At 39.8% G+C, this 22,621-nt stretch carries 20 protein-coding genes and 2 riboswitches; of the genes, 15 read left to right on the top strand and 5 right to left on the bottom strand.

The features are described 5' to 3' along the window. The first annotated feature begins 214 nt into the window (after positions 1–214). The 11 genes from BW986_RS24020 to BW986_RS23970 all read left to right on the top strand — a co-directional run bounded on the left by BW986_RS24020 (position 215) and on the right by BW986_RS23970 (position 15,146). Positions 215–1,093: a LysR family transcriptional regulator gene (locus BW986_RS24020; protein ID WP_076371522.1), complete on the top strand. Its 879-nt coding sequence runs from the start codon at positions 215–217 to the stop codon at positions 1,091–1,093. Between the two features lie 139 nt (positions 1,094–1,232). After that, a complete protein-coding gene (locus BW986_RS24015; RefSeq protein WP_076371520.1) occupies positions 1,233–2,426 on the top strand; it encodes an ROK family transcriptional regulator in 1,194 nt (397 codons plus the stop codon). A 169-nt stretch (positions 2,427–2,595) separates the two neighbouring features. Next, a complete protein-coding gene (locus BW986_RS24010) occupies positions 2,596–3,417 on the top strand; it encodes an MBL fold metallo-hydrolase (protein WP_076371518.1) in 822 nt (273 codons plus the stop codon). Between the two features lie 300 nt (positions 3,418–3,717). After that, positions 3,718–4,986 carry an MFS transporter gene (locus BW986_RS24005; protein WP_076371516.1) on the top strand — a complete coding sequence of 423 codons (1,269 nt, stop codon included), beginning with the start codon at positions 3,718–3,720 and terminating at the stop codon, positions 4,984–4,986. 411 nt (positions 4,987–5,397) lie between these two features. Next, positions 5,398–7,389 (top strand): alkyl/aryl-sulfatase, encoded by a 1,992-nt coding sequence (locus BW986_RS24000; RefSeq protein WP_076371514.1) that lies wholly within the window; start codon positions 5,398–5,400, stop codon positions 7,387–7,389. Between the two features lie 297 nt (positions 7,390–7,686). Beyond that, positions 7,687–8,925, top strand: a complete 1,239-nt coding sequence (locus tag BW986_RS23995; RefSeq protein WP_076371512.1) for an MFS transporter — start codon at positions 7,687–7,689, stop codon at positions 8,923–8,925. A gap of 117 nt (positions 8,926–9,042) precedes the next feature. Further along, a complete protein-coding gene (locus BW986_RS23990; protein WP_076371510.1) occupies positions 9,043–9,948 on the top strand; it encodes a LysR family transcriptional regulator in 906 nt (301 codons plus the stop codon). Between the two features lie 169 nt (positions 9,949–10,117). Continuing rightward, positions 10,118–11,290 carry an acyl-CoA dehydrogenase family protein gene (locus BW986_RS23985; RefSeq protein ID WP_076371508.1) on the top strand — a complete coding sequence of 391 codons (1,173 nt, stop codon included), beginning with the start codon at positions 10,118–10,120 and terminating at the stop codon, positions 11,288–11,290. Positions 11,291–11,317: 27 nt separating this feature from the next. Then, complete coding sequence (locus tag BW986_RS23980) at positions 11,318–12,892, top strand: class I adenylate-forming enzyme family protein (RefSeq protein WP_076371506.1); 1,575 nt, start codon at positions 11,318–11,320, stop codon at positions 12,890–12,892. A gap of 424 nt (positions 12,893–13,316) precedes the next feature. Further along, on the top strand, positions 13,317–14,744 hold the full coding sequence (locus tag BW986_RS23975; RefSeq protein ID WP_076371504.1) for an alanine/glycine:cation symporter family protein: 1,428 nt from the start codon (positions 13,317–13,319) through the stop codon (positions 14,742–14,744). 183 nt (positions 14,745–14,927) lie between these two features. Beyond that, positions 14,928–15,146, top strand: a complete 219-nt coding sequence (locus tag BW986_RS23970; protein ID WP_076371502.1) for a YozQ family protein — start codon at positions 14,928–14,930, stop codon at positions 15,144–15,146. 119 nt (positions 15,147–15,265) lie between these two features. On the opposite strand, the gene BW986_RS23965 is transcribed toward BW986_RS23970, so the two are convergent. The 5 genes from BW986_RS23965 to BW986_RS30405 form a co-directional block, all read right to left on the bottom strand. Continuing rightward, positions 15,266–16,111 carry an energy-coupling factor ABC transporter ATP-binding protein gene (locus tag BW986_RS23965; protein ID WP_076371500.1) on the bottom strand — a complete coding sequence of 282 codons (846 nt, stop codon included), beginning with the start codon at positions 16,109–16,111 and terminating at the stop codon, positions 15,266–15,268. Between the two features lie 18 nt (positions 16,112–16,129). Next, positions 16,130–16,906 carry a cobalt ECF transporter T component CbiQ gene (cbiQ, locus tag BW986_RS23960; RefSeq protein ID WP_076371498.1) on the bottom strand — a complete coding sequence of 259 codons (777 nt, stop codon included), beginning with the start codon at positions 16,904–16,906 and terminating at the stop codon, positions 16,130–16,132. After that, a complete protein-coding gene (locus BW986_RS23955; RefSeq protein WP_076371496.1) occupies positions 16,893–17,204 on the bottom strand; it encodes an energy-coupling factor ABC transporter substrate-binding protein in 312 nt (103 codons plus the stop codon). The genes cbiQ and BW986_RS23955 overlap by 14 nt, the downstream gene beginning before the upstream one ends. A gap of 1 nt (position 17,205) precedes the next feature. Then, positions 17,206–17,949, bottom strand: coding sequence for an energy-coupling factor ABC transporter permease (locus BW986_RS23950; protein ID WP_076371494.1), 744 nt, complete (start codon positions 17,947–17,949; stop codon positions 17,206–17,208). A gap of 20 nt (positions 17,950–17,969) precedes the next feature. Continuing rightward, entirely contained in the window at positions 17,970–18,140 is a 171-nt protein-coding gene (locus BW986_RS30405) for a hypothetical protein (protein ID WP_179086154.1), read from the bottom strand. Beyond that, positions 18,124–18,319, bottom strand: a riboswitch (cobalamin riboswitch). Its footprint overlaps the gene before it by 17 nt. 202 nt (positions 18,320–18,521) lie before the next feature. Continuing rightward, a riboswitch (cobalamin riboswitch) is annotated at positions 18,522–18,713 on the top strand. Positions 18,714–18,861: 148 nt separating this feature from the next. Between BW986_RS30405 and BW986_RS23945 the strand changes: the two genes are divergently transcribed. Genes BW986_RS23945 through cobK form a run of 4 tightly spaced genes read left to right on the top strand, consistent with a single transcriptional unit; the run spans position 18,862 to position 22,618 of the window. Beyond that, on the top strand, positions 18,862–19,230 hold the full coding sequence (locus tag BW986_RS23945; protein ID WP_076371492.1) for a (2Fe-2S) ferredoxin domain-containing protein: 369 nt from the start codon (positions 18,862–18,864) through the stop codon (positions 19,228–19,230). Positions 19,231–19,244: 14 nt separating this feature from the next. Further along, positions 19,245–20,900 (top strand): precorrin-3B C(17)-methyltransferase, encoded by a 1,656-nt coding sequence (gene cobJ / locus BW986_RS23940; RefSeq protein ID WP_076371490.1) that lies wholly within the window; start codon positions 19,245–19,247, stop codon positions 20,898–20,900. 18 nt (positions 20,901–20,918) lie between these two features. Further along, on the top strand, positions 20,919–21,851 hold the full coding sequence (locus tag BW986_RS23935; protein ID WP_076371488.1) for a sirohydrochlorin chelatase: 933 nt from the start codon (positions 20,919–20,921) through the stop codon (positions 21,849–21,851). Beyond that, positions 21,848–22,618: a precorrin-6A reductase gene (gene cobK, locus BW986_RS23930; RefSeq protein ID WP_076371486.1), complete on the top strand. Its 771-nt coding sequence runs from the start codon at positions 21,848–21,850 to the stop codon at positions 22,616–22,618. The genes BW986_RS23935 and cobK overlap by 4 nt, the downstream gene beginning before the upstream one ends. Positions 22,619–22,621: the final 3 nt, after the last annotated feature.

Genomic DNA, 22,621 nt, shown 5'->3' with positions numbered 1-22,621 from the left:
ACATATCAAAGAAAAAGGAATGGGTAAATTGCAACAAAATCATCGGGTATAACAAAACGTTATACCCAGAAGATTTATCCGTTTTATAAAGAATGTCGCCAATAATTTAATAGCCTCGCTTATTAAGGGATGTGGCACACTTTTTTCATTTCACCATTTACCATTATGATGCTATCATTTTAATTAACTATTTAAAAACATGGAGGTCGTTTTCTTGAAATTAGAAAATCTAAAAATGTTTTGTTTAGTGGTGGATGAAGGAAGCATAAGCCAGGCAGCGAGGTTAAGTTTCCTATCTCAACCCGCTGTAACCAGACAAATCCATCAACTGGAAAATTATTATAACACTTTGTTATTCGACCGTGAGGAAGGAAGGCTGAGAGTTACAGAGGCAGGAAAGTTGTTATACCCTTTTGCAAAAGCTATTGTAAATGACTTCAACCATTCAAAAGAAGTGATTCAGCAATCCACTGGCAAGTACAATGCAAACCTAATAGTAGGGGCATCCTTGACTATCGGTGAGTATTTGTTACCGAGCTTGCTTGGGAGATTCAAAAAACAACAGCCTGAAATAAAAGTGACATTAACGATAAAAAATACCCCCCGGGTTCTTGAGGATCTTTCAAACGATGTCATTGATTTGGCCTTGGTGGAAGGACTTGTGGAAAACGGCGATTTTATTGTAGACAAGTTCGCAGAGGACGAATTGATATTGGTATGTCCGTCCGATCACCCATGGAAAGACAGAAAAGAAATCCAGCTTGAGGAATTGGGGAATGAAAGGATGATATGGCGTGAATCCATTTCAGGAACACGGCTTATAGTAGAAAACATGTTAAGGGAGCATGGAGTTTTAGAAAAAATAGACAGCTACATGGAGATTGGCAGCACACAAGCGATAAAAAGTGCGGTTGAAGCTGGACTTGGAATCAGCATTTTGCCAAGGTTGACAGTGGCCAGGGAATTGGAGCAAGGCTTTTTGCGGGAAGTGGGTATTTCCAGGATAGATATAACAAGAAATTTATGGCTAGTCAGGAAAAACAATCGTTTTAATAAAATTGGGGTGTCTAAATTTGTTAATTTCCTTCAATAAGAAAGGAAAGGCATTATCTTTTTTATACACTAACCTTTCTTTCATTTAAAAGAGATTTTCAATCGTTTTAGGTTAGACTATTATGGATCGTTTTGTGGTAAATTTAAGGTGAAAGTAATTCTTTTAAGCAGGTGACAAAGTGTTAAAACTATTTTTTGAAAAACCAACTTCGAAAAAACAGGAGTTAAAAAAATTATATTTACTAATACATAAATATGGACCAATTAATAAAAATGAATTAATCGAGATGACAAACATCAAAAAAACAACGTTAGTTCGTATGATAGATGAGCTTTTAAAAAACAATTTAATCAAGGAAAGCGGATTTGAGGAGAAATCAATTGGCCGCCCACCTATATTGTACGATGTGGAACAAGAAAGTAATTTTATCATTGGTATACACATTTCTAGAATGAAGACTAATGTTGTACTGGTGGATTTAAGATACAATCAGATAGACCAAGAGTCGTTTGCCATGACCTCAATCCACACACCAGAATTTGTTATTATGAAAGTGGAAAATATAATTCAGAGATTTATGGAGATGTTCGATATTGATGAGGAAAAACTTTTGGGAATCGGTATTGTCACAACCGGCCCTCTGAATCGGAATGATGGGATTATCTTGAAACCCGAATCGCTTCTCGAAGCAAACTGGGGTAATGTTCACATTGTGAAAATGATACAGGAAAAATTCCCAGTAAGAGTAATACTGGAAAAAAGTTCAAATGCGGCTGCAACAGCTGAGTATCATGCGGCAAATTCTGTACATAAAAACATTCTTTTTTGCGTTAGTGGCGGCTGGGGTATGGATTGCGGAATCATTATGAATGGGGAAATTCTGCAGGAAAATTATGTGAGTACAAACGGCTATGGCCATATGATTATTGATGTGGATGGCAATGTGTGTTCCTGTGGTAAGCGGGGTTGCATTGTTGCATACACATCATTTAAAGGTATATTGAATGAATTGAATAAAGTAAAAGGATTAGTAGGAAACATGAATGATGAGCTTTTTCAGAAAGCATCGCTTAATGATATGATGGAATACTTTCTGCAAGGGGACAAAATAACTGAGGACGTAATAATACGGTCTTCCCAATATTTAGGGATTGGTCTTTCTAATTTAATTAATCTTTTCAATCCTGATTTAGTTATCTTAAATGGGCCGTTTATTTATGACTATAAGGATTATTTTATAAAAGTGATTGAGTATACGAAAAAAAATATTCAGAAAGAAAAAGAGGTGATATTCACACAGGGGAAACTCAAAGAAAACGCGGCAGCTGTAGGCTCAGCCATTTTGATCTTTGATTCATATTTCCTAGATTAAATATAACAGCTCAGAAAAAAGATTGATTTTTTAAAAAATTCAAGATAAAGTAACAATATAGATTATTTAAAACCAAAATGGACTAAAGTTGATGATTAACGTTAGTCCATTATATATATATAGCCACTTTAATCCATTTTGGTCAAAAAGAAAAGAAAGGGAGAGGAATATGAATAACTCAGTAATTATGCTTGGTACAGGAAGTCCTAGATTAAATTCAGAAAGGATACCATCGGCACAACTGTTAATCATGGGCAATTTGCCAATATTGGTTGACTGCGGTGAAGGAGCAACGATGCAATTAGTTAAATCTGGGATTCCTCCGCAGGAGGTGAAGTATGTGTTTTTTACACATCTACATGCTGACCATATTTTGGGATATGCCAACTTCTTAATTAGTGGTTGGGTTGAAGGGAGACGTGAACTGACAATTGTTGGGCCTTTAGGTACAAAAAAGATGCATGAATTGTTATTAGATATGCTAAAAGAAGATATTGCTTATCGCATGTCACTCGGAAGACCTGAAGCAGGAATATACGATGTGAAAATCATTGAAATTGAAGTTCCATCTACTGTCGCTTTAGATTTACCGATTGAAATTACCTGCGCCCGTATGAATCACAATGTCCCGACATTTGCTTACCGGTTTGAAAAAGATGGAAAATCAATTGTTTTTTCTGGTGATACGGCACCTCCGACAGACGGTCTTGCCAAGTTGGCAGAGGGAGCTGACATGATTATTCATGACTCAGCTCTCACATTAATTGAGGGTGATCAAATGGAAAATGCAGAAAAAATATGGGCGAACCTGCAAAAAGAACACTGTACACCTGCACAGGCAGCTTCAACGGCAGAAAAGGCTAAGGTCACTTCATTGGTATTAACTCATTTCTTGCCTAAGATGAACCCTAAGAAAGTACTAGCTGAAGCTGAAAACGTATTCAGTGGTGATATTTTTGTCCCGAATGATTTAGACGTAATCAAGTTTTAATGACTACCAAAAAGTTGGGTGAAACCCAGATTTTAGGAATTTTATAAATTCATCCGACAGAAATTGACTGAATAAAAAGAGTATTTTATTTGTAGTAGGCCTGCACTTAAGTGTTGATTATAAATTTCATCCCGTCCCTTTTAATACAGTGAATTTTTCGTACACATCTATTTGCTCTTCCGAAAATAAAAAAGGTTCATTTGTTTTGTAAGCGCTTTAACCGTGTGCCGACAGAATTTCATAGAGAAAGGTAAAAATCTTGTTAATGGATTTTGTATTTTATAGGAGGGTGAAAAAAATATGCGCTGGTATGTATTAGTATTTTTATTTTTTACCATGGCCATTAACTTTGCAGATAAATCAATCATAGGGTATGCTGCAGAATCTATTATGAGTGAATTTAATCTCACATATACACAGTGGGGGTTAATAGGAAGTAGTTTTTTCTGGCTCTTTTCAATATCTGGCATCTTAGGAGCAGCATGGTCAGATAGAATTGGAACAAAAAAAATTATTGCAGTAATGTTAGCAAGTTGGTCTATTTTACAATTTGGAGCATTTGCCATTGCAGGCCTCCCTATGTTGGTTGCCTATCGTGTTTTGCTTGGTATAGGGGAAGGTCCCTTTGCTCCAACAGCTATAAGTCACGTAAGTAAATGGTTTAAGCCTGAATCAAGAGGTATGGCTATTTCAATTGTAAACGCTGGAAGTATGTTAGGTACCTTAGCATCAGCCCCTATTTTAGTTATGCTTATCGAAAAATTTGGATGGCGTATTGGATTTGCTTCTCTTGGATTACTCAGTGTGGTTTTTCTGATTATTTGGATGCTATTACCTGAAACTCATTCTTTAAAAGTGGATGTAAATCATGTAAAATTAGCTCCACCCAAATTTGCATGGTCAGAGTTCTTTGTCATTTTAAGGTCGCCTACATGCCTATTTACATTATTGGCAGCGTTTTCAGGTGTTTGGTTAACGATGTGGCTGGGACTATGGATGCCTAGTTATCTTACTAAAGTCGTAGAGATGAAACCGATGCAAATGGGATATACCGCATTGATTATTGGAATTGGCTCTGTTATCGTATCAGTTTTTATTTCAACTCTTTCGGATCGTTTATATAAAAAGAATCACAATTTTCGGACATCACGTATATACTTTGCAGGAATTTCATTAATAGTAGCAGGCATGTTTCTTGCTTCCATCACGATTTTTCATTCTCCTATCTGGATAACAATCGCTCTTAGCATGGCTAAAGGCTTTGCTTATACAATTTTAGCGATTAGTCCGCAGGTATTAATGCAGTTGCTGCCTGACCGTTCAGGATTAATGACGAGCCTTGGCACATCGTTTATGAATATAGCAGGGATGATTGGACCTGTTATCACTGGTGTGCTTGTCCAGTCAGCAGGAGAAAACGTATCGCTTGGTTTTGCATATTCCATCTTATTAGCCGCGGGCTTACTTCTAATTTTCGGAATCTTGTTCTCAATCTTCGTTAAACCAGATACAGGGTTATGTTATTCAAATGAATTAATAGATAAAAAAGCAAAAACTTCTACAAGTTAAATAGTTAAAGGTTATACAGTTTATAAAAGCTCTTCTCAATCGAGAGGGGCATTTTTGTATTTGGGTATCCAGCTAACTCACCTTTTTTAGTAATGTATAACTAAATGGGCATTACGAATACACTTTAGAAATTTTCATTTAACAAGAAAAACTATCTCAAAGGGTTCTACTTATATTGCAAACTACATTGCTTAAATAGCCTAACAAACGAATTTCATTATGGAAACAAGCAGTTTATATATAAATAAAATTGAAGTTACTATTAGAAATAGGAAATATACTTAATGGCTAATTAATTATAAAATAAATTCATATTATTCTAAAAATTTCTATAAAAAGAGAAAGTTTACTTCTTCGACAAACGGAATATAGACATGATATCTGCTTATTCAATCGAGAAAGGGGTATGAGATGTCCAAAGTATCTATTATTAAAGGAATTGTTTCCGTTCCCATTGTTTTTGCTATACTCGCAGGATCTACTATTACAAATGCATCATCTGATGAGCCAATGCCAGCAACAAATGCAACTATTTCAGCAAATAAAGCTTTTTATGAACAGTTGAATTTTAAAGACAAGGAAGATTTTAAGGATGCACATAAAGGATTCATTGCACCCTTGAACATGAATCCAATAAAGAATTCAAAAGGTGACGTAGTATGGGATAGTAATCGATATTCATTCATCAAAGAAGATCAGCCGGCAAGTAATACTGTAAACCCTAGCTTGTGGAGGCAGGCACAATTACAAAATATAACAGGCTTATTTAAAGTGGTAGATGGCGTTTATCAAGTTCGGGGCCAGGATTTATCAGTACTTACCATTGTGGAAGGAAAAACTGGATTAATAGTTTTGGATACACTTTCTACAATTGAAACGGCCAAAGCAGCGATGGAGCTTTATTTTGAACATCGACCCAAAAAACCGGTAAGTGCCATTGTTATTAGTCATAGTCATGCGGATCACTTTGGTGGTATAAAAGGCATTGCTCAGTACGCTGAAAATCCAGCTAAGGTGCCCATTATTGTTCCCGAAGGTTTTAACGATGAAGCGCTAAGTGAAAATATTCTTTTAGGTAATATAATGTCTCGCCGTGCAGGTTATATGTTTGGAAATCTTTTACCCGCAAATGATAGAGGGTTTGTTACTTCTGGTATTGGCCCGGGATTAAGTAACGGAACTTTTAGCTATTTACCTCCAACAATGGAAGTAAAGGATGATATTCAAACGGTGGAAATAGACGGAATAGCATTTAAGTTTTTATTGACGCCGGATTCAGAAGCTCCATCAGAGATGCATTATTATATCAAAGATTACAAAACTTTAGTGGTAGCCGAAAACACCGGACACACGTTACATAACATTTATACATTAAGGGGAGCTAAAACCAGGGATACCTTGAAATGGGTGAAAGCACTTGATGAAACAGTCGATCTGTTTGGAAATGAAGATATAGATGCTATGGTTACCGCCCATACATGGCCCATATGGGGAAAAGACCATGTTCTGGAGCAGTTGGAAAGTCAGCGTGATTTGTATAAATATATTCATGACCAAACCATACGATTAGCTAATTTAGGACTCACACCTGATGAAATCGCGGAAAAGTTAAAGCTTCCTGAAAAGTTGGATAAAGTTTGGGCCAATCGGGGGTATTACGGAACATTGAAACACAACGTAAAAGCGGTGTACAACTTTTATTTAGGATATTTCAACGCTAATCCATCCGACTTGGATACTTTACCACAAGAGGAATCGGGCGCTAAATATGTGGAGTATATGGGTGGGGAAAAGAAGGTCATTAAACGGGCAAAACTTGATTATAAAAAAGGGGAATATCGCTGGGTGGCTCAAGTCTTAAAGCATGTAGTCATGGCTAACCCCAAGAATACAGAAGCAAAAAATTTACTGGCTAATGCTTATGAACAATTAGGATACACAGCTGAATCTGCTGTGTGGCGTAATTTCTATCTTACCGGCGCAGATGAGTTAAGGAATGGTGTGGCAGACTCCAAGGGAACTGGCGGAATGATGAGTCTTGATACGCTGCTCAATATGCCAATGGATGATTTCCTGAAATTCTTGTCCATTAAATTAAACGGAACAAAAGCGGAAAATAAAAATATGACATTCAATATTACATTTAAGGATTCGAAAACCAATTACATGATTGATCTAGATAATTCAGTATTGAATTTCAAGAAAGGGAAAATGGCGTCCAACCCTGATGCAGCATTAACAATGGATAGACTAACCTTTTATCAAATTGCTCTAGGACGTGAAGATTTATCCAAGATGGAAGCAGCAGGTAACGTTTCCATTTCCGGTGATAAAGAGCAGTTTGTAGATTTCTTGTCTTTGCTGGATCAATTTCAACCAAAGGTTAATATCGTTACTCCGTGATAATCAACTACTTTATATTCTGTAAACGGGATGAATCGGTGACCAATGTTTGCACCCACGAGTCAAATTTTTAGTCTCGTGGGTTTGAATGTATCAAATAATTTTGTAGGCATCCAGTTTCGTTTTAATAAATTCATTCATTGTTTTTAATGAATGAAACGCTCCTAAAAGTCACAGAACAAAAATCAATCAGTGAAAAGTGAATATTCAAGCTTTGGCATTTTGAAAGAAATTGTAAGCGCTTCCCTTAAGTGGATTCAAAAGTTTTGTGAAATATAAAAAATGGAGTGATGAGGAATGCAGCTGTATGCAAGTAAGAAACGAAAATTAATGATTAGCGGCCTTTTATTTGTTGGAATGATTTTAAGCTTTTTTGATCGCGTTGCCATAAATGTCGGAATTATTCCCATTGCAGATGAGTTTCATCTCAATACGTCCCAGACAGGTTTTTTAATTAGTATATTTTTTGTTAGTTACTCGCTCATGCAACCGCTTGGCGGATGGATGACCGATAAATATGGAGCCAGGGTCATGGTTACTGTTTCTTTGTTTAGTTGGTCTTTGTTCACTGTTATGTCTGGGTTTGCTTGGTCATTTATGTCTTTATTATTCATTCGTTTTCTGTTCGGTTTAGGGGAAGGGCCTTTCTATCCTGCCAGTATGTCCACTATAAGAGATAACTTCCCGGAAGAAGAACGGGGCCGGGCAAATTCATTTTTCCTGTCTGCCCAGAATATTGGCGGGATATTAGGTACCGCTCTTGCCGCTTCGATGGTTGTAGCTTTCGGGTGGCGGGGCATGTTTACCATTGCCGGGATTCTAGGGATATTAATTTCTTTCGGTATTTGGTTCATTCTAAAGCCTCAAGGAACTCAAGAGGTTAAAAAAGACAATCCGAAACAAAAAAAGGTAGCTCTGAAACTATTATTTAAAATCGAAAATATTTGGAAACTTATAACTTTCAAGTTTATCTCAAATATTATCAACTATGGTCTGATCACTTGGATGCCTATATATTTGGTTAAGGAAAAAGGGGTTGATTTAATAGCCGCCGGGGGTTTATTGGCAATCCCTTATGTTTTTGGTTTCTTGATGTTTAATGTAAGCGGATGGCTACTGGATAAGCATATGGCTAACCGGGAGAAGTATCTTGCTGCTGCAGGAGCTTTATTATCCGCAATTTTTCTCTTTTTAATGTCTAACGCCACGTCCATAGCACTTTTCATCACTTATCTCACTCTCAACTCCATAGCACTGTCTTTCTTTGGGACCGTTCTATATACGATTATCATAAAATACTCACCAAAGGAACTTACGGGCTCTGCCTCCGGACTCGTAACTTTTGCTGGTCAAATTGCAGGTGCGGTTTCTCCTTTAGCCCTCGGTTTGATTATCAGTTTGTTTAATGACTCCTATGACGCAGCTTTCCTGTTTTTGGTGATAATGGCGTTGTTGGGTACGGTTGTTGCCGTTTCTATTAAAAATAATCGGGCACAACCGGCTAAAGAATACGAAAAAACAACTACCATTGTATAAAACTGGCACTCTGCTTTTGAGGAGACAGTTCGGGGAGCCTGATTCTTCATCTCTAAAATTGAAAGGGCTTTCTGTTCGAGGTATGATATTGGTAATAGGCTAGAAGGAGAATGAACCATGAATATAGAACAATTGGAATATATCATAAAGGTGGCCGAGGTAAACTCGATTTCCACGGCTTCTGAGAGCCTCCATATCTCTCAATCCGGAATCAGCATGGCCATTACCAGTCTGGAGAAGGAATTAGGTATAAAAATCTTCAAACGGTCACGGTTAGGAACCATACCTACAGAAGACGGAAAGGAAATCATCCAGAAGGCTCTTGAAGTATTAAGCAAATTGGAAGAAATAAGAGACAGTGCGCAAATACATTCAGATACGATGGAAAAAGAGTTACGCCTATCCTCTACACAAGGTTTATTTCTTACGGTTTTGCCTAAATCATTGGCATTATTTAAGAAGAAGTATCCCGAGGTGAAAATCGTGATTGAAGAAAAAGGGGGACAAGAGATAACCGAAGAAGTACTGAATGCTAAGATAGACATCGGGCTCTTGAATATTCCAAAGGTTAAACCAAAAGAAAATGAGTTGGAATTTCAACCTTTAATGGAAGCAAAAGTGATTGTGTCGGTCAGTAAGAATTCCCCTTTAGCCAACCGTAAAAGCATAACCCCACAAGAGCTAATGGACCAAAATCTGGTCGTTTACAATGGACCAAGGATGAAGGCGTTCATCAAAGGTTTTTTTGATCATTACGGTGAGATGAATATTTTGTTTTTCACAAATAATACAGAAATCATCAAAAAAACCGTCGCTGAGGGATTAGCCATTGCCTTTTCCTATGATATTGGAATGAACAGCGACCCTTATTTCCTAAGCGGGGAACTTGTGGCCATTCCTTTGGTTGAGCTAGAAAATAATACAATGGAATTCGGTTATGTTCGCTCTAAGAAGCAGCATTTTTCAAAAGCTGCCAGAGAGTTTATAAAATGTCTCGAATTCTATACTGCTCTTAAATATTAGTTTCCTATGCTGAAGGGAACTAATATTTTTTTGTATTTACATCAATTTTTCTTATGTTTATATCATATTTCATTATTTTACTTAAATATTATTTACCTTTAAAATTAATTTTATAACATTTTAAATATTTGAATAGTTTGATAAAACCAAGATATGAAAGGGGAAACTTATGGTAACAACGCAGGAAGAGAAATTAGAGGTACTTCAAACAAAGTTGCAGGCTTTCATTCAAGATGAATTGCTTCCATATGAACAGGAGCATGGATTGAACGCTGAAGAGGATATACCGATGGAAGCCATAAAATGGGCAAGAAAACGATCCAGGGAATTGGGTTTTTACGGAATTAACCTCCCTGAAAAGTATGGTGGACAAGATGTTAGCTTAAAAGGATTATGCATGTTCAAGGAAGAATTGGCCCGTTCCGGAGCGGTGTTATGGGGGCAGGTTATCGGCGAGATTGGCGGGCCGTTAAGAATTGGTCAAATGTTGGAAAGTTTTACACCGGGGCAAATAGAAAAATATGTGATGCCCGTCGTGAAGGGGGAAGCGAGCTGCTGTTTTGCCCTAACAGAACCAAATGCCGGATCGGACGCCTTTGCTATCGAAACAACTGCCGTTAAAGACGGAAATGATTATATATTGAATGGAAAAAAACATTTTATCAGTGCTGCACCCTATGCTGATTTCGCCATTGTCATGGCGAAAGAATTTCAGGAAGGAGGAAAAGGTAGAATCACTGCTTTCCTAGTAGATAAAAGAACACCCCAACATTCGGGGTTTGAACTAGGAGACATTCAAGTTCCCCTATCAGGTGAGCGCATACATGCTGAATTAAATTTCAATCATTGTCGAGTGCCTGCCGCCAATATAATCGGAGAACCAGGAAAAGGGTTGCTGCTCGGATTGAAGAGAATAAACACAAATCGCGCTTCCCATGCGGCCGGCTTTATCGGAATGGCTCAACACCTTCTCAATTTATCTATTGAACATGCTAAAACGCGAGTCCAACACGGCCGGCCCATTGGTGACTTCCAGGCAATTCAGCATATGCTTGCAGAAATGGCGACGGAAATCTATGCAGCAAAGTGCATGGTCTATGATGTAGTTGAAAAAATTGATCAAGGAAAAGAAGATCGGGCCGGCACGTCCATGGCAAAACTGTTTGCTTCAGAAGTAAATTGCCGTGTGGCTGACAAGGCCATCCAAATCTTTGGCTCCAAAGGCTTGGTAAAAGGTCATCCTGTAGAAAAAATGTACAGGAGTGCACGGATGTATCGGATTCTGAGCGGAACCTCGGAAATTCAAAAAAATACAATTGCCAAAGCATTATTAAAAGGGTAAAACCTTTTTCGAAGGAGGAAAAAATGCATGCTGCATAAGTTGACATTTCAGTCACTGTTGAATAAAGGAATGAAACGGTTCGGCGAACTGCCCGCAATTACCTTGTTGCCAAACGGGGAAACGATAACCTACGACGAGTTATGGAAGAAAACAAACCTTATCTCTTCTTATTTACTTCGCTTAGGTGCAGGAAGGGGTGTCCGCATAGCGACCATCATTCCAAACAGTTTGGAAAGTGTGATGTTTGGTTTGGCCATCCAGCAATGTGGAGCTACCCTAGTGCCATTAAGTGAAAAACTGGGGAAACGAGAAATACAATTCATCCTAAAGGAAGCAAAACCAGAATTGGTCATAATAGCTACAAAGACACACTTTGATACCTTCATTGAGTATTTGGAAGTAATGAAGAAGGAAGATATCCATGTCATTGGGCTTCCTGGCTTTAATATTAATTATCCAGAGGAGTTTGAACGGTTTCAATGGCCCGGTGAAATAAATAATTTAGACTTGCCTTTAGCTGAAGCGGAAGACATTGCCCTTCTGTCATATACAGGCGGGACAACGGGTACACCGAAAGGCGTCATGCATTCCCAGAAGGGACTCGGCGCCGCCATACTTTCTGCCGCTATCGAAGACCCACTTGACGACCGAGACCGAGTATTGCTAAGTACGCCTATTGTGCATTCGGCCGGTTCATTACTTTGGAGATCCCTTGTTTCGGGCGTCCATGTCTATGTGATGTCATCATTCGACGCTGCAGAATTCATACGGGCGATAAAGGATCATGAAATTACGACGACATTCTTGGTACCGACCATGTTATACAGACTGCTTGATCAGACAAAGAAGATGGAATATGATATGAGCTCCATGCGCAATATTTTCTACGGCGCGTCACCAATTTCACAAAAGCGCCTTAAAGAAGCTTTTGAAGTATTCGGGCCCATTATGCGCCAGCAATACGGCATGACAGAATGTAATATTGTCATTACAAGACTATCGAAAAGCGCCCATGTATGGGCTTATCATAACAATTCGGAAATTTTGAAAAGCTGTGGAAAACCGTGCATCCTTACCGAAATTCGACTGATTGATGATGAAGGAAATGATGTAAAACCTTCCGAGCTTGGTGAAATTATCGTAAAATCGCCAGCGATGATGGCAGGCTATTATCAAAGACCTGATCTTACCGAGGAATACATCCGTGATGGATGGTTCTACACTGGTGATATTGGTAAATGGGATGAAAGCGGTTACCTTTATATTGTGGATCGTAAGAAAGATATGATCATTTCAGGCGGGATGAACGTATATTCTTCAGAAGTCGAGAGGGTGGTGAACCTGCACCCTTCTGTTGCATTAAGTGCTTGCATAGGTGTTCCCCATCCAGATTGGGGAGAAGTAGTGTGTGTCGTTGCATCACTGCAAGAAGGGTTGAACTGTACTAGTGAGGAATTAATTGATTTCTGCAAACAAAGAACCTCAAAGTATATGGTTCCTAAAGTTGTCTATTTTCTAGATAAGTTTCCATTAACGCCGATTGGAAAAATTGATAAGAAAGAATTAAGAAAGCTGTTTGCACAAGGTATTTTAACCATCTAGGAGAGACAGAACAAGGATATCATAAAAGACCTAATTTCAACATTGTGACCTACAGAAATCCAGAATATAAGATAAGAGAGGGCAGATGATTGCTAAATAAGCCTCGCACGTTAATCTGTGAGGCTTTTCTATATCCCGGTTGTTTTGAATAGGAATTTTATTAACGTTACAATGAATTTAAATGAAGTGAGGATGAAAGATTATTATCTAAAGGAAATGATATTGAAATATTATATATTTCGATAGATTACACCAATTCATGAATGAAAAAAATAGAGTGTTAGGATATAATATATTATTGTATTGGAGATTCATTACGGAATTTCCTTTTTTTATGGCTTCATTTCCCCCAATGAACAGGGAAATAAATTATAGCTGTATATGTTTTTATAATAATAATTAGAGTAAGTAGAGGGGTTTTTTAATGGAGATCTTAGAAAATTTTATTACTGAGACAAATGATGTGTTATGGTCTTCCATATTGATCATCATGTTGATTGGATTGGGACTTTATTTTTCCGTTCGCACGAAGTTTGTTCAATTCAGGATGGTAGGGGAAATGTTCCGGCTATTGGGCGAAGGGGCCACTGCGGAAAAAAAAGGTGTGACATCCTTTCAGGCATTTTGTATTAGTACGGCTTCCCGGGTAGGAACGGGTAACCTTGCAGGTGTTGCCATAGCGATCACGATGGGCGGCCCTGGAGCCGTTTTCTGGATGTGGTTAATAGCACTGATCGGATCTGCTTCGGCTTTCATTGAAAGTACACTTGCTCAAATCTATAAGGTCAAGGATGGGGATGCATTCCGCGGCGGTCCTGCGTATTATATGGAAAAAGCATTGAATGCCCGCTGGATGGGCATCACTTTCGCTGTGTTGATTTCGCTTACATTTGGACTGGCGTTCAACTCGGTACAAGCCAATACGATTACAAGCGCATTCAACGAATCGTTTGGGATCGAAAAGTGGGTTACGGCAATCATCTTGGCTATTGTCACGGCTGTCATCATTTTTGGCGGGATCAAAATGGTTGCAAAGGTCTCTGAAGTCATCGTTCCTATCATGGCAGGAGCCTATGTGATAGTGGCGTTGATTATCATCATCATGAATATCACCGAGTTACCTGGTGTTTTTGTCCTGATCTTTGAAAGTGCATTTAATGGCATAAAAGAAGTGGCTGGCGGAGTACTGGGAGCTGCCATGATGCAGGGAATCAAGCGCGGCCTATTTTCAAATGAAGCCGGGATGGGTAGTGCACCAAATGCTGGTGCGACGGCAGATGTCAGTCATCCCGTCAAGCAAGGGCTCATTCAGTCACTAGGTGTTTTTGTCGATACGCTCATCATTTGCAGTTCGACTGCCTTCATCATTTTGTTTTCAGGACTTTATACATCGAAGGAAACGGATGGAATCGTCCTTACCCAAAATGCCCTTGGAACGGCATTGGGATCTTGGGCGGGTATTTTCCTTGCCATCATTGTATTGTTATTCGCCTTTAGCTCCATTGTGGGCAACTATTATTATGGAGAGTCGAACATTGGCTTCATCAATGAAAATAAGGTTTGGTTAAACATCTATCGTATTGCAGTCGTAGGTATGGTGATATTCGGTTCACTTGCCTCATTGGATTTTGTTTGGGGACTGGCTGACTTGCTGATGGCCCTTATGGCCATTATCAACCTGATCGCGATAGCATTACTAGGGAAAATTGCATTTGCTGCACTGGCGGATTATCAAAAGCAAAAGAAAAGTGGGAAAAATCCTGTCTTCCATGTGAACAATATTAAAGGTTTGAAGAATGTGGAATGTTGGGGTGACCCGTCCGATAATGTGGATGTGAGGAAGGAAGCCTAAGCTCTAAATAAGCTTGCATGTAAGGTCCTTGAAAGGGGATTTTTCTTGTAAGCTTTTTTTGTGCCTTTTCCCTCCTTTTTTTATCATTATTGAATATTGCTTCAGTTTTTACACAAAATACCTTTGTCTTTAATACTGTTGTCAATGGATGATTGGACAATTTAAAAACTAGGAGTGAAAAAAATGGATAGCAAGCAATCAAAAAATGAATCTTCAGAAATTTCCGGAAGAACATATGATGTCAGTGATTATAAACGGGAAGATGATTTATCTTCTGGACTGGCTACAACCCACGAACAAGTCTCGGATACTTATGCGGAAGGCGAAATAAAAGCAGTCGTTGATGATGTAAACGGAAGAGATATTGAACTTGGAAAAGAAAGAACAGAGGAAGAAAAGTAATAAATAATAAGATTTTTGTTTTTTAGGAACAAGAATTATTGTCTGCCATTTTAAAAATATATCAGTTTTTTGATCCCCTAGCTTTTGGAAAGATGAAACAATAGCTAGGGGATGCTTAATTAAAAAATCCTTTCAGTCTCAAACATTTGAAGCAATTCTTCCTTCGTTCTTGGGTAAAGGTCCCGTACTAAAGGTTCCCTTGATTGAAGTAGGGCTTGAAACATTTCAAAAACCCACGGCTTCTCCAGATGTGCCTGCAGCAAAACGTCTTCATCATGGAAAACGGAGACGGGATCTCCTTGGTATATGACCTTACCAGCGTTCATGACAACGACTTCATCAGCCCATTGATAAGCTAAATTAACATCATGAGTTGATAGGATGATCGTTTTGTCATGGTGGTGGATACTGTCCAGCAGAGCCATGATCTGTCTTGAGAAATAAGGGTCCAATCCAGCGGTAGGCTCATCCAAGAGCCAGACATCAGGTTCCATGGCGAGTACCCCAGCAATGGCGACTCGTTTTTTTTGTCCTAGGCTCAAAAAATGGGTGGGTCTGTCTTTTAGTTCGGTTACTTCCGTTTCAGCCATCGCCCAATTTACTTTCTCCTGGACTGCATTTCTATCCCATCCTAAATTCATCGGTCCAAACGATATATCCTGTTGTACATTAGCGGAAAAAAGCTGCGAGTCGGGATCTTGAAAGACGATCCCGACTTGATTTCGTAATGATAATAATGTTTTACGGTCATATTTCATTTTCTTGCCCTTAAATCTGATTTTTCCTGCCGTAGGTTGTAAAAGACCATTTAAATGGAGGAATAAAGTCGATTTTCCGGCACCATTATTGCCTAATAATGCTATCTTTTTACCATGTTGGATCGTTAGCGAAAGATCGTTTAAAGCGAACGTTCCATCCGCGAATTGATGGGTGAGGCCTTCTATATGAAAAATATGCTCGTCCATTCTTGGGTTGCCTCCAATTTAGAAAAATCCATTAATAAAGATTAAGCTTCCTAGTATTACAATCGCGAAAAGCCAATTGCGTGAGGAATATGTGTAAGTATCCTCGATATAGGAAAGGTTCTCCTGATAGCCTCTTGCGTTCATGGCCATCGTCAAATGTCCAGAGCGCTGCAATACTCCTAAAAATAATGATGAGATTAGTAATCCGAGAGATCGAATGCCTTTCCTTAACGAGCCATACCCCAGTCGTGAAGCTTGTGATTGGTGAATGGCCAAAGCTGTTTCTAAAAAAATAAAAATGAAGCGATAGGTCAATTCTATTAAATCGACCAATAAGGAAGGCACTTTAAGTTTTCGCATCACGGATAGGATGACGGTAATGGGTGTAGTCAAGGTAAGGAAATATAAACAGCTGATGCTGCCTAATACGACAGTGATCAAATCGATCACTGTACCTACGCTGTCATCGCTGATGAATATTTGCCAGTTCCCGACCTTCCAGGACCACCATATATTCGAAATCGAAGTATATTTGCTTGTAAAAGAAAAAAGGATGGTAATTGTACCTGATAGTATAAAGAATCCTGGTAATAGAAGTAATTTAAGATAATAAGAAAGCGGGATTTTTGCCGCAAAAATGATTAAAGCGCTCATCACCGTAAAAGTGATGAGCGAAACGGTCATATCCCTTACCGTTAACGAAAATAGCAAAAGGGAGAGTGCAAAAACCATCTTTTCCAACGGATGTACATCCTTTAGCCCATTGAAATAGGCATATTTATCAATGAGTAACATGCTTCGATTTCTCGGGAATTTCTTGTTTGGTTTGCTTATTCCTTTGTCTCGTTACACCTATGAAATAACCAATGAAACCAGCTCCGATTGCAGCTTGCAGCGCAAATAATAAGCTTTCGGTTTCTGCACCTGGCGGCTCCCAAATACTGTTGAACCATGGCTTGTATTCCGGCTGGATTTTGGTGATGGCTTCCTCAGCTTCGCCATCGGCACCGCCAAATTCCGTTCCTTGTTGGGTGATTAACGGTATGGTAGCAAGAATGACGACCAGGAAAAGCAGCAGTAAACTTTTTTTCATGTTAACGTGCCTCCTTAGATAAAACTCGCAGCAACTTCAATTCGCCTAGATTGTATTTTTTCAAGAAATTCATCACGACGACTGTCAATAACCCCTCACTGATTGCCAAGGGGATTTGGGTCAGGGCAAAAATCCCGGCAAATTTACTGAAAGAGGCCATGAATCCCCCTACCTCGGATGGAAAAGCAAGAGCAAGTTGAACGGAAGTTACTACATAGGTTCCCAAATCTCCAAAAGCAGCAGCCAAGAATACGGCAAGTGAAAAAGACCAACCCAATTTAGTTGCGCCCTTGAAGACGAAGTAAGCAATGAACGGTCCGCAAACGGCCATGGAAAATGCATTGGCCCCTAATGTCGTCAATCCTCCATGAGCCAATAAAACGGCTTGGAATAACAGAACGATGGAGCCAACGACACTCATGGCCAACGGTCCGAATAATATGGAACCCAACCCAACTCCTGTAGGGTGTGAAGAACTTCCCGTAACGGAAGGAATCTTTAAGGCCGATAATATAAATACAAATGCGCCCGAAAGGCCGAGAATCATTTTTGTTTCTGGGTTTTCTCTTACTTTGGACCTAATGGACCGGTAACCCAAGATTAAAAATGGAAGCGTAACTGCCCACCAGAATATAGCCCATTCAATGGGTAAAAAGCCCTCCATGATATGCATGGCCATTGCCCGTTTTGGGACAAAAAGCAGTAAAATGACAAAATAAATGGTTTTCCAATTGGTTCTTTTCATTCTTTCTCCTTTCAACACTTTTAATTTTTCTGATCAATCTTGAGAAGAAAGGCGCGCCCAACATAAAAAGCACTTCTCTCAAAGGAAAGAAGTGCGTAATGAACAGGAATTTTGCAGCATAGACCAACCATGGGCCTTTCTGCCTGATCCGCACACCCATCCTCGTAGGTTGAAACAGTTTCACGCTTCATGGCAGGTCTCCTGGCTTTGGTTCATCATCCCATTACATCCTTCCCATCTCAATTGACAGTGGATTAAAGTTAAAGTAATAGGACTTCCCTTTACAGTGGCGGGACCGCTCCGGATTTTCACCGGCTTCCCTTTTAAGCTGAATTCCGAAAAATTCAACACCATAAAACTTATGTAATTATTTTGAAAAATCTCGTATAGTGTACCATAAAGAAATAATTCCAGCTACACTCTATTTTTTTTTATGACTAAGTTTGTTGCAAGGAAAGGCTTGTGGGCAGGATATTCACTATTAAACTTTTCTAAACAGTCGGAATAAACTATTGAATTTTGATAAAGTTGTTATATGATAGATAAAGTTAGTTAGGAATGTATATCAAAACCAAATATTTCATTTTAAAAGTGCTCTTGCTGTGAATAAGCAAGGGATAATAGGGAAATCGGTGAAAATCCGATGCAGCCCCCGCTACTGTAAACGCTGATGAAATTGTCGATAGCCACTGGCATTGTTGCCGGGAAGGGACAAAGTAAAATGAAGCGTAAGCCAGGAAACCTGCTTTTAAAATTGCATGATACTTTTCGGAGGGAAAGGTAGAGGACTATGACGATTTTGGGAGATTGGGCATTTTTGCCTGGGGCTCCTCATTCATATAGTTTTTTAAACCTTGACTCTTATGTTAAGGTTTTTTATTTTGCCTTTTCCCTGAACGCAGGAGGAAGAAGATGACTACTTGGAACTTAAAGGGTACAAATACACATCTGTTGATTTGTAATGGGAGCAGCTGCATGAAAAAAGGCGGGGAAGAAGTAACCCAAGCGATTCGCGATGAAATTACTTCCAAAGGACTGGATTTGAAAATCCATACAACAAGGACACGCTGTAATGGAAGATGCAAGGATGCCTGCGTTGTGATTGCCTATCCTCAAGGAAACTGGTATCGAGTGGAAACGCCTGATTTCGGTCGGAAAATTGTCAGCCATATTGATGATGGGGAGTTTGTTCCACAAATGATCTACCAATTCAATGATGGGGAAATGACACCTAATCCAGATTTTCCTGCTCATACGGGTATTTCAAAGAACAAAGCGTAAAAGGAGATGTCTTAATGAGTACAAACGGTAAATTATTCGTCGTGGGCTTTGGGCCAGGGAATTTTGAACACATTACCAAACGTGCTGTCGAAGCCCTTCAGGAAAGTGACTACATCATTGGTTATAAAACTTATGTTGAGCTCATTCAGGGACTGCTTACAGATCAAACGATTATTAGTACGGGGATGACTGAAGAGGTATCACGTGCACAGGAAGCAGTGAAACAAGCGGAGCTGGGAAAGAAAGTGGCGGTAATTTCCAGCGGGGATGCCGGAGTTTACGGGATGGCTGGGTTGGTTTATGAAGTATTGATTGAAAAAGGCTGGAAAGAAGAAACTGGAGTGGGCATTGAAGTCATTCCGGGCATTTCTGCAATCAACTCTTGTGCATCTTTACTTGGGGCACCAGTCATGCACGATTCATGTACGATCAGCCTCAGTGATCATTTAACTCCTTGGGAACTGATCGCTAAAAGGGTTGAAGCAGCTGCAATGGCAGACTTTGTCATTGCCCTGTATAATCCGCGCAGCGGCAGGCGGACCAGGCAAATTGTTGAAACACAGAAAATTCTCCTTCGCTACCGTTCGCCCGATACACCTGTCGGGTTGGTGAAAAGTGCATATCGCGATAGGCAGGATATTGTCATAACCAATTTGAAAGATATGTTGAATCACGATATTGGAATGTTGACCACCGTCATTATTGGTAATTCATCCACCTTTTTATATGATGACAAAATCATTACACCAAGAGGCTATCAGAGGAAATATACTTTGAATTCGGAAAAGCAGCCATTGAAGCCGCATCAGCGCCTGCAAAAAGAAGCGGAACCGTGGGCATTAGATCAAGAAGAGGAATCCGTGCAAGAAGCCTTCACCGAATCCGCTGGAGGAGTTGGATTACTTACAAAAGCACCAGAAAAGAAGCCAGATTCCTTTGAAATGGCAATGGAAGCACTGTCAAGAGTCAAGGGTCAAACCGTTCAGCAATCCATTGAGCCAATTGTTCAGCAAAAAATGGAGTCGGTATTCGAACTTGCAGTTAGTCCTGGTGTGGCGAATAAACAATTCACTCCCAAACAAATGATGACACTTGCGGAAGTTGTCGGGGAAAAGGGCACGATGGAATACACGCCAAATCATAAAATCGTATTAAAGATTCCGACAACGAATCCGGAAGTGATTACGGGGAAATTGCAATCAGCAAACTTTCTATTATCGCCGATTGGAGATGTACTGACATTAAAAGCCTGTGATTTCTGTGATGGTGAAAAAACGGAATCCATTCCTTATGCGGATGAAATACATCGGGTGCTTGGCGGAATGAAAATGCCCAAGGAACTTAACATCGGTTTTAATGGGTGCGGGATGGCTTGTTATAGTGCTGTGATGGATGATATCGGGATTGTCTTCCGAAAAGGGAAGTTCGACTTATTTCTTGGAGCTAAACCGGTTGGAAGAACAGCCCATCCAGGTCAGCCGGTTGCGGAAGGCATTGAACCGGAACAGCTTGTTGAACTGATTACGGACATTGTCGCGGAGTATAAGCAAAATGCCCATCCAAATGAGCGGCTTTTTAAATACTTCAAACGTTCGAAAAAGATACAGAATTTTTCTTATCGGGACATCGCTCCCAAAATAAACATAGAGCCTGCGCCTTGTGAAGACTAATCAAGAGGGGGAAAGTAAATGAAAGCAGTTTTGTTCGTAGGACACGGAAGCCGCTTGGCTTCGGGAAATGAAGAAGTCCTTCATTTTATTGAAAATATGATTCCGGCATTGGATGAGCGTTTCCTTGTAGAAACGTGCTTCTTGGAATTTGCGGCACCGAATATATCCAAAGGCATTGATAATTGTGTAAAACGAGGGGCTACTGAAGTTATCGTCATACCGATCATTTTGTTGCATGCAGGACATTCGAAATTACATATCCCAGCTGAAATAGAGGATGGGAAAACCAAGTATCCAGAAGTGAAATTCACATATGGCCAAACGATCGGGGTCCACCATGATGTATTGACAATCCTGACAGACCGGCTTGAGGAAGCGGGATTCGATACAACCTCTGAACAGGCTGAGACAGCAATATTGCTAATTGGCCGAGGTGGCAGTGATGCTGATGCAAATAGTGATATATATAAAATTTCACGATTATTATGGGAAAAATTAAATGTTAAATGGGTCGAAACAGCTTTCATGGGTGTAACGGACCCGCACGTTGACGAAGGTATTGAACGATGCATCCGCTTAGGGGCAAAAAAAGTAGTGATGCTGCCATATTTCCTCTTCACAGGGGTGTTGATGGAAAGAATGGAGGATATGCTAAAAGGCTATCAAGAGCTATATCAAGATCAAGAATTCATTTTGGCGAAGTATTTTGGATATCATCCAACATTACAGAATATTCTGCAAGAACGAGTAATTGAAGCTAGTGAAGGCAGATCAAGCGGGGCACGTGATTTGGAAAACTATCGTAAACATGTCGAGGAACATGGACATGCCCACCATCATCACCATCATGATCACGACCACGATCACCATCACGACCACGACCACGACCACGACCACGACCACCATCACGACCACGATCACGATGGGCAAGTGGTGGGGACGTCCAAATGATTTTGTTTTTGGCGGGTACAAGTGATGCAAGGGAATTAGCGATTGAGATTCAGCAGGTGGGATTCAAGGTTTTGGCAACTGTTGTAACCGGGTCGGCAGCTAAAAGTTTGCAAGATGCAGGCATATCCACCCGGATTGGCCGATTAACTGCAGAGGATATGACATCTTTAATCTCTGAAAAAGGTTTTCAGGCTGTAGTTGATGCAAGTCACCCATTTGCCGAGGAAGCATCCAAGAACGCCCTTAACGGAGCTAAGGCAGCAAATGTCCCTTATATTCGTTATGAGCGTGAAAGTCAACGGTTTCAGAATGATAAATTGATAGTTGTCCGTGATTATGAGGAAGCTGCCAAGCTTGCCGCTGCGAAACGGGGAGTCATCATGCTCACGACCGGAAGTAAAACCCTGGCCGTGTTCGCAAAAGAATTGGTAGGGCTAGAGAATACAAGAGTCATAGCGAGAATGTTACCACGCATGGACAATATGGAGAAATGTGCGCAGCTGGGCATTGAACAAAAAAATATCGTTGCGATTCAAGGGCCATTTTCCAAAGAATTAAATAAAGCTCTATATGAACAGTATGGGGTCACATTGATGATTACGAAAGAAAGTGGCAAGGTCGGTGCGGTTGATGAGAAGTTGGAAGCAGCGTTGGAATGTGGAATAGAGACGATCATGATATCGCGACCGGATGTTGACTATCAAAATGTTCATTCCAGTTTTGATCATGTCATCGACGAGTTGAATAAACAACTAATTGAAAAATAGGAG

This window comes from Peribacillus simplex (genome assembly GCF_900156045.1).
Taxonomy (GTDB): Bacteria; Bacillota; Bacilli; order Bacillales; family DSM-1321; genus Peribacillus; species Peribacillus simplex_D.
Note: the sequence above shows the minus strand (reverse complement) of the source record. Positions and strands in the feature narration are given on the sequence as shown.

Excerpts from the sequence above, each read along its gene's own strand:
- BW986_RS23995 (WP_076371512.1), top strand. The coding sequence starts at position 7,687 with ATGCAGCTGTATGCAAGTAAGAAACGAAAATTAATGATTAGCGGCCTT.
- BW986_RS24010 (WP_076371518.1), top strand. The coding sequence starts at position 2,596 with ATGAATAACTCAGTAATTATGCTTGGTACAGGAAGTCCTAGATTAAAT.
- BW986_RS23935 (WP_076371488.1), top strand. The coding sequence starts at position 20,919 with ATGAAAGCAGTTTTGTTCGTAGGACACGGAAGCCGCTTGGCTTCGGGA.
- cbiQ (WP_076371498.1), bottom strand. The coding sequence starts at position 16,906 with ATGTTACTCATTGATAAATATGCCTATTTCAATGGGCTAAAGGATGTA.
- BW986_RS30405 (WP_179086154.1), bottom strand. The coding sequence starts at position 18,140 with ATGAAGCGTGAAACTGTTTCAACCTACGAGGATGGGTGTGCGGATCAG.
- BW986_RS23950 (WP_076371494.1), bottom strand. The coding sequence starts at position 17,949 with ATGAAAAGAACCAATTGGAAAACCATTTATTTTGTCATTTTACTGCTT.
- BW986_RS23955 (WP_076371496.1), bottom strand. The coding sequence starts at position 17,204 with ATGAAAAAAAGTTTACTGCTGCTTTTCCTGGTCGTCATTCTTGCTACC.
- BW986_RS23985 (WP_076371508.1), top strand. The coding sequence starts at position 10,118 with ATGGTAACAACGCAGGAAGAGAAATTAGAGGTACTTCAAACAAAGTTG.
- BW986_RS23990 (WP_076371510.1), top strand. The coding sequence starts at position 9,043 with ATGAATATAGAACAATTGGAATATATCATAAAGGTGGCCGAGGTAAAC.
- BW986_RS23980 (WP_076371506.1), top strand. The coding sequence starts at position 11,318 with ATGCTGCATAAGTTGACATTTCAGTCACTGTTGAATAAAGGAATGAAA.
- BW986_RS24005 (WP_076371516.1), top strand. The coding sequence starts at position 3,718 with ATGCGCTGGTATGTATTAGTATTTTTATTTTTTACCATGGCCATTAAC.
- BW986_RS23965 (WP_076371500.1), bottom strand. The coding sequence starts at position 16,111 with ATGGACGAGCATATTTTTCATATAGAAGGCCTCACCCATCAATTCGCG.
- BW986_RS23970 (WP_076371502.1), top strand. The coding sequence starts at position 14,928 with ATGGATAGCAAGCAATCAAAAAATGAATCTTCAGAAATTTCCGGAAGA.
- BW986_RS23975 (WP_076371504.1), top strand. The coding sequence starts at position 13,317 with ATGGAGATCTTAGAAAATTTTATTACTGAGACAAATGATGTGTTATGG.
- BW986_RS23945 (WP_076371492.1), top strand. The coding sequence starts at position 18,862 with ATGACTACTTGGAACTTAAAGGGTACAAATACACATCTGTTGATTTGT.
- BW986_RS24000 (WP_076371514.1), top strand. The coding sequence starts at position 5,398 with ATGTCCAAAGTATCTATTATTAAAGGAATTGTTTCCGTTCCCATTGTT.
- cobK (WP_076371486.1), top strand. The coding sequence starts at position 21,848 with ATGATTTTGTTTTTGGCGGGTACAAGTGATGCAAGGGAATTAGCGATT.
- cobJ (WP_076371490.1), top strand. The coding sequence starts at position 19,245 with ATGAGTACAAACGGTAAATTATTCGTCGTGGGCTTTGGGCCAGGGAAT.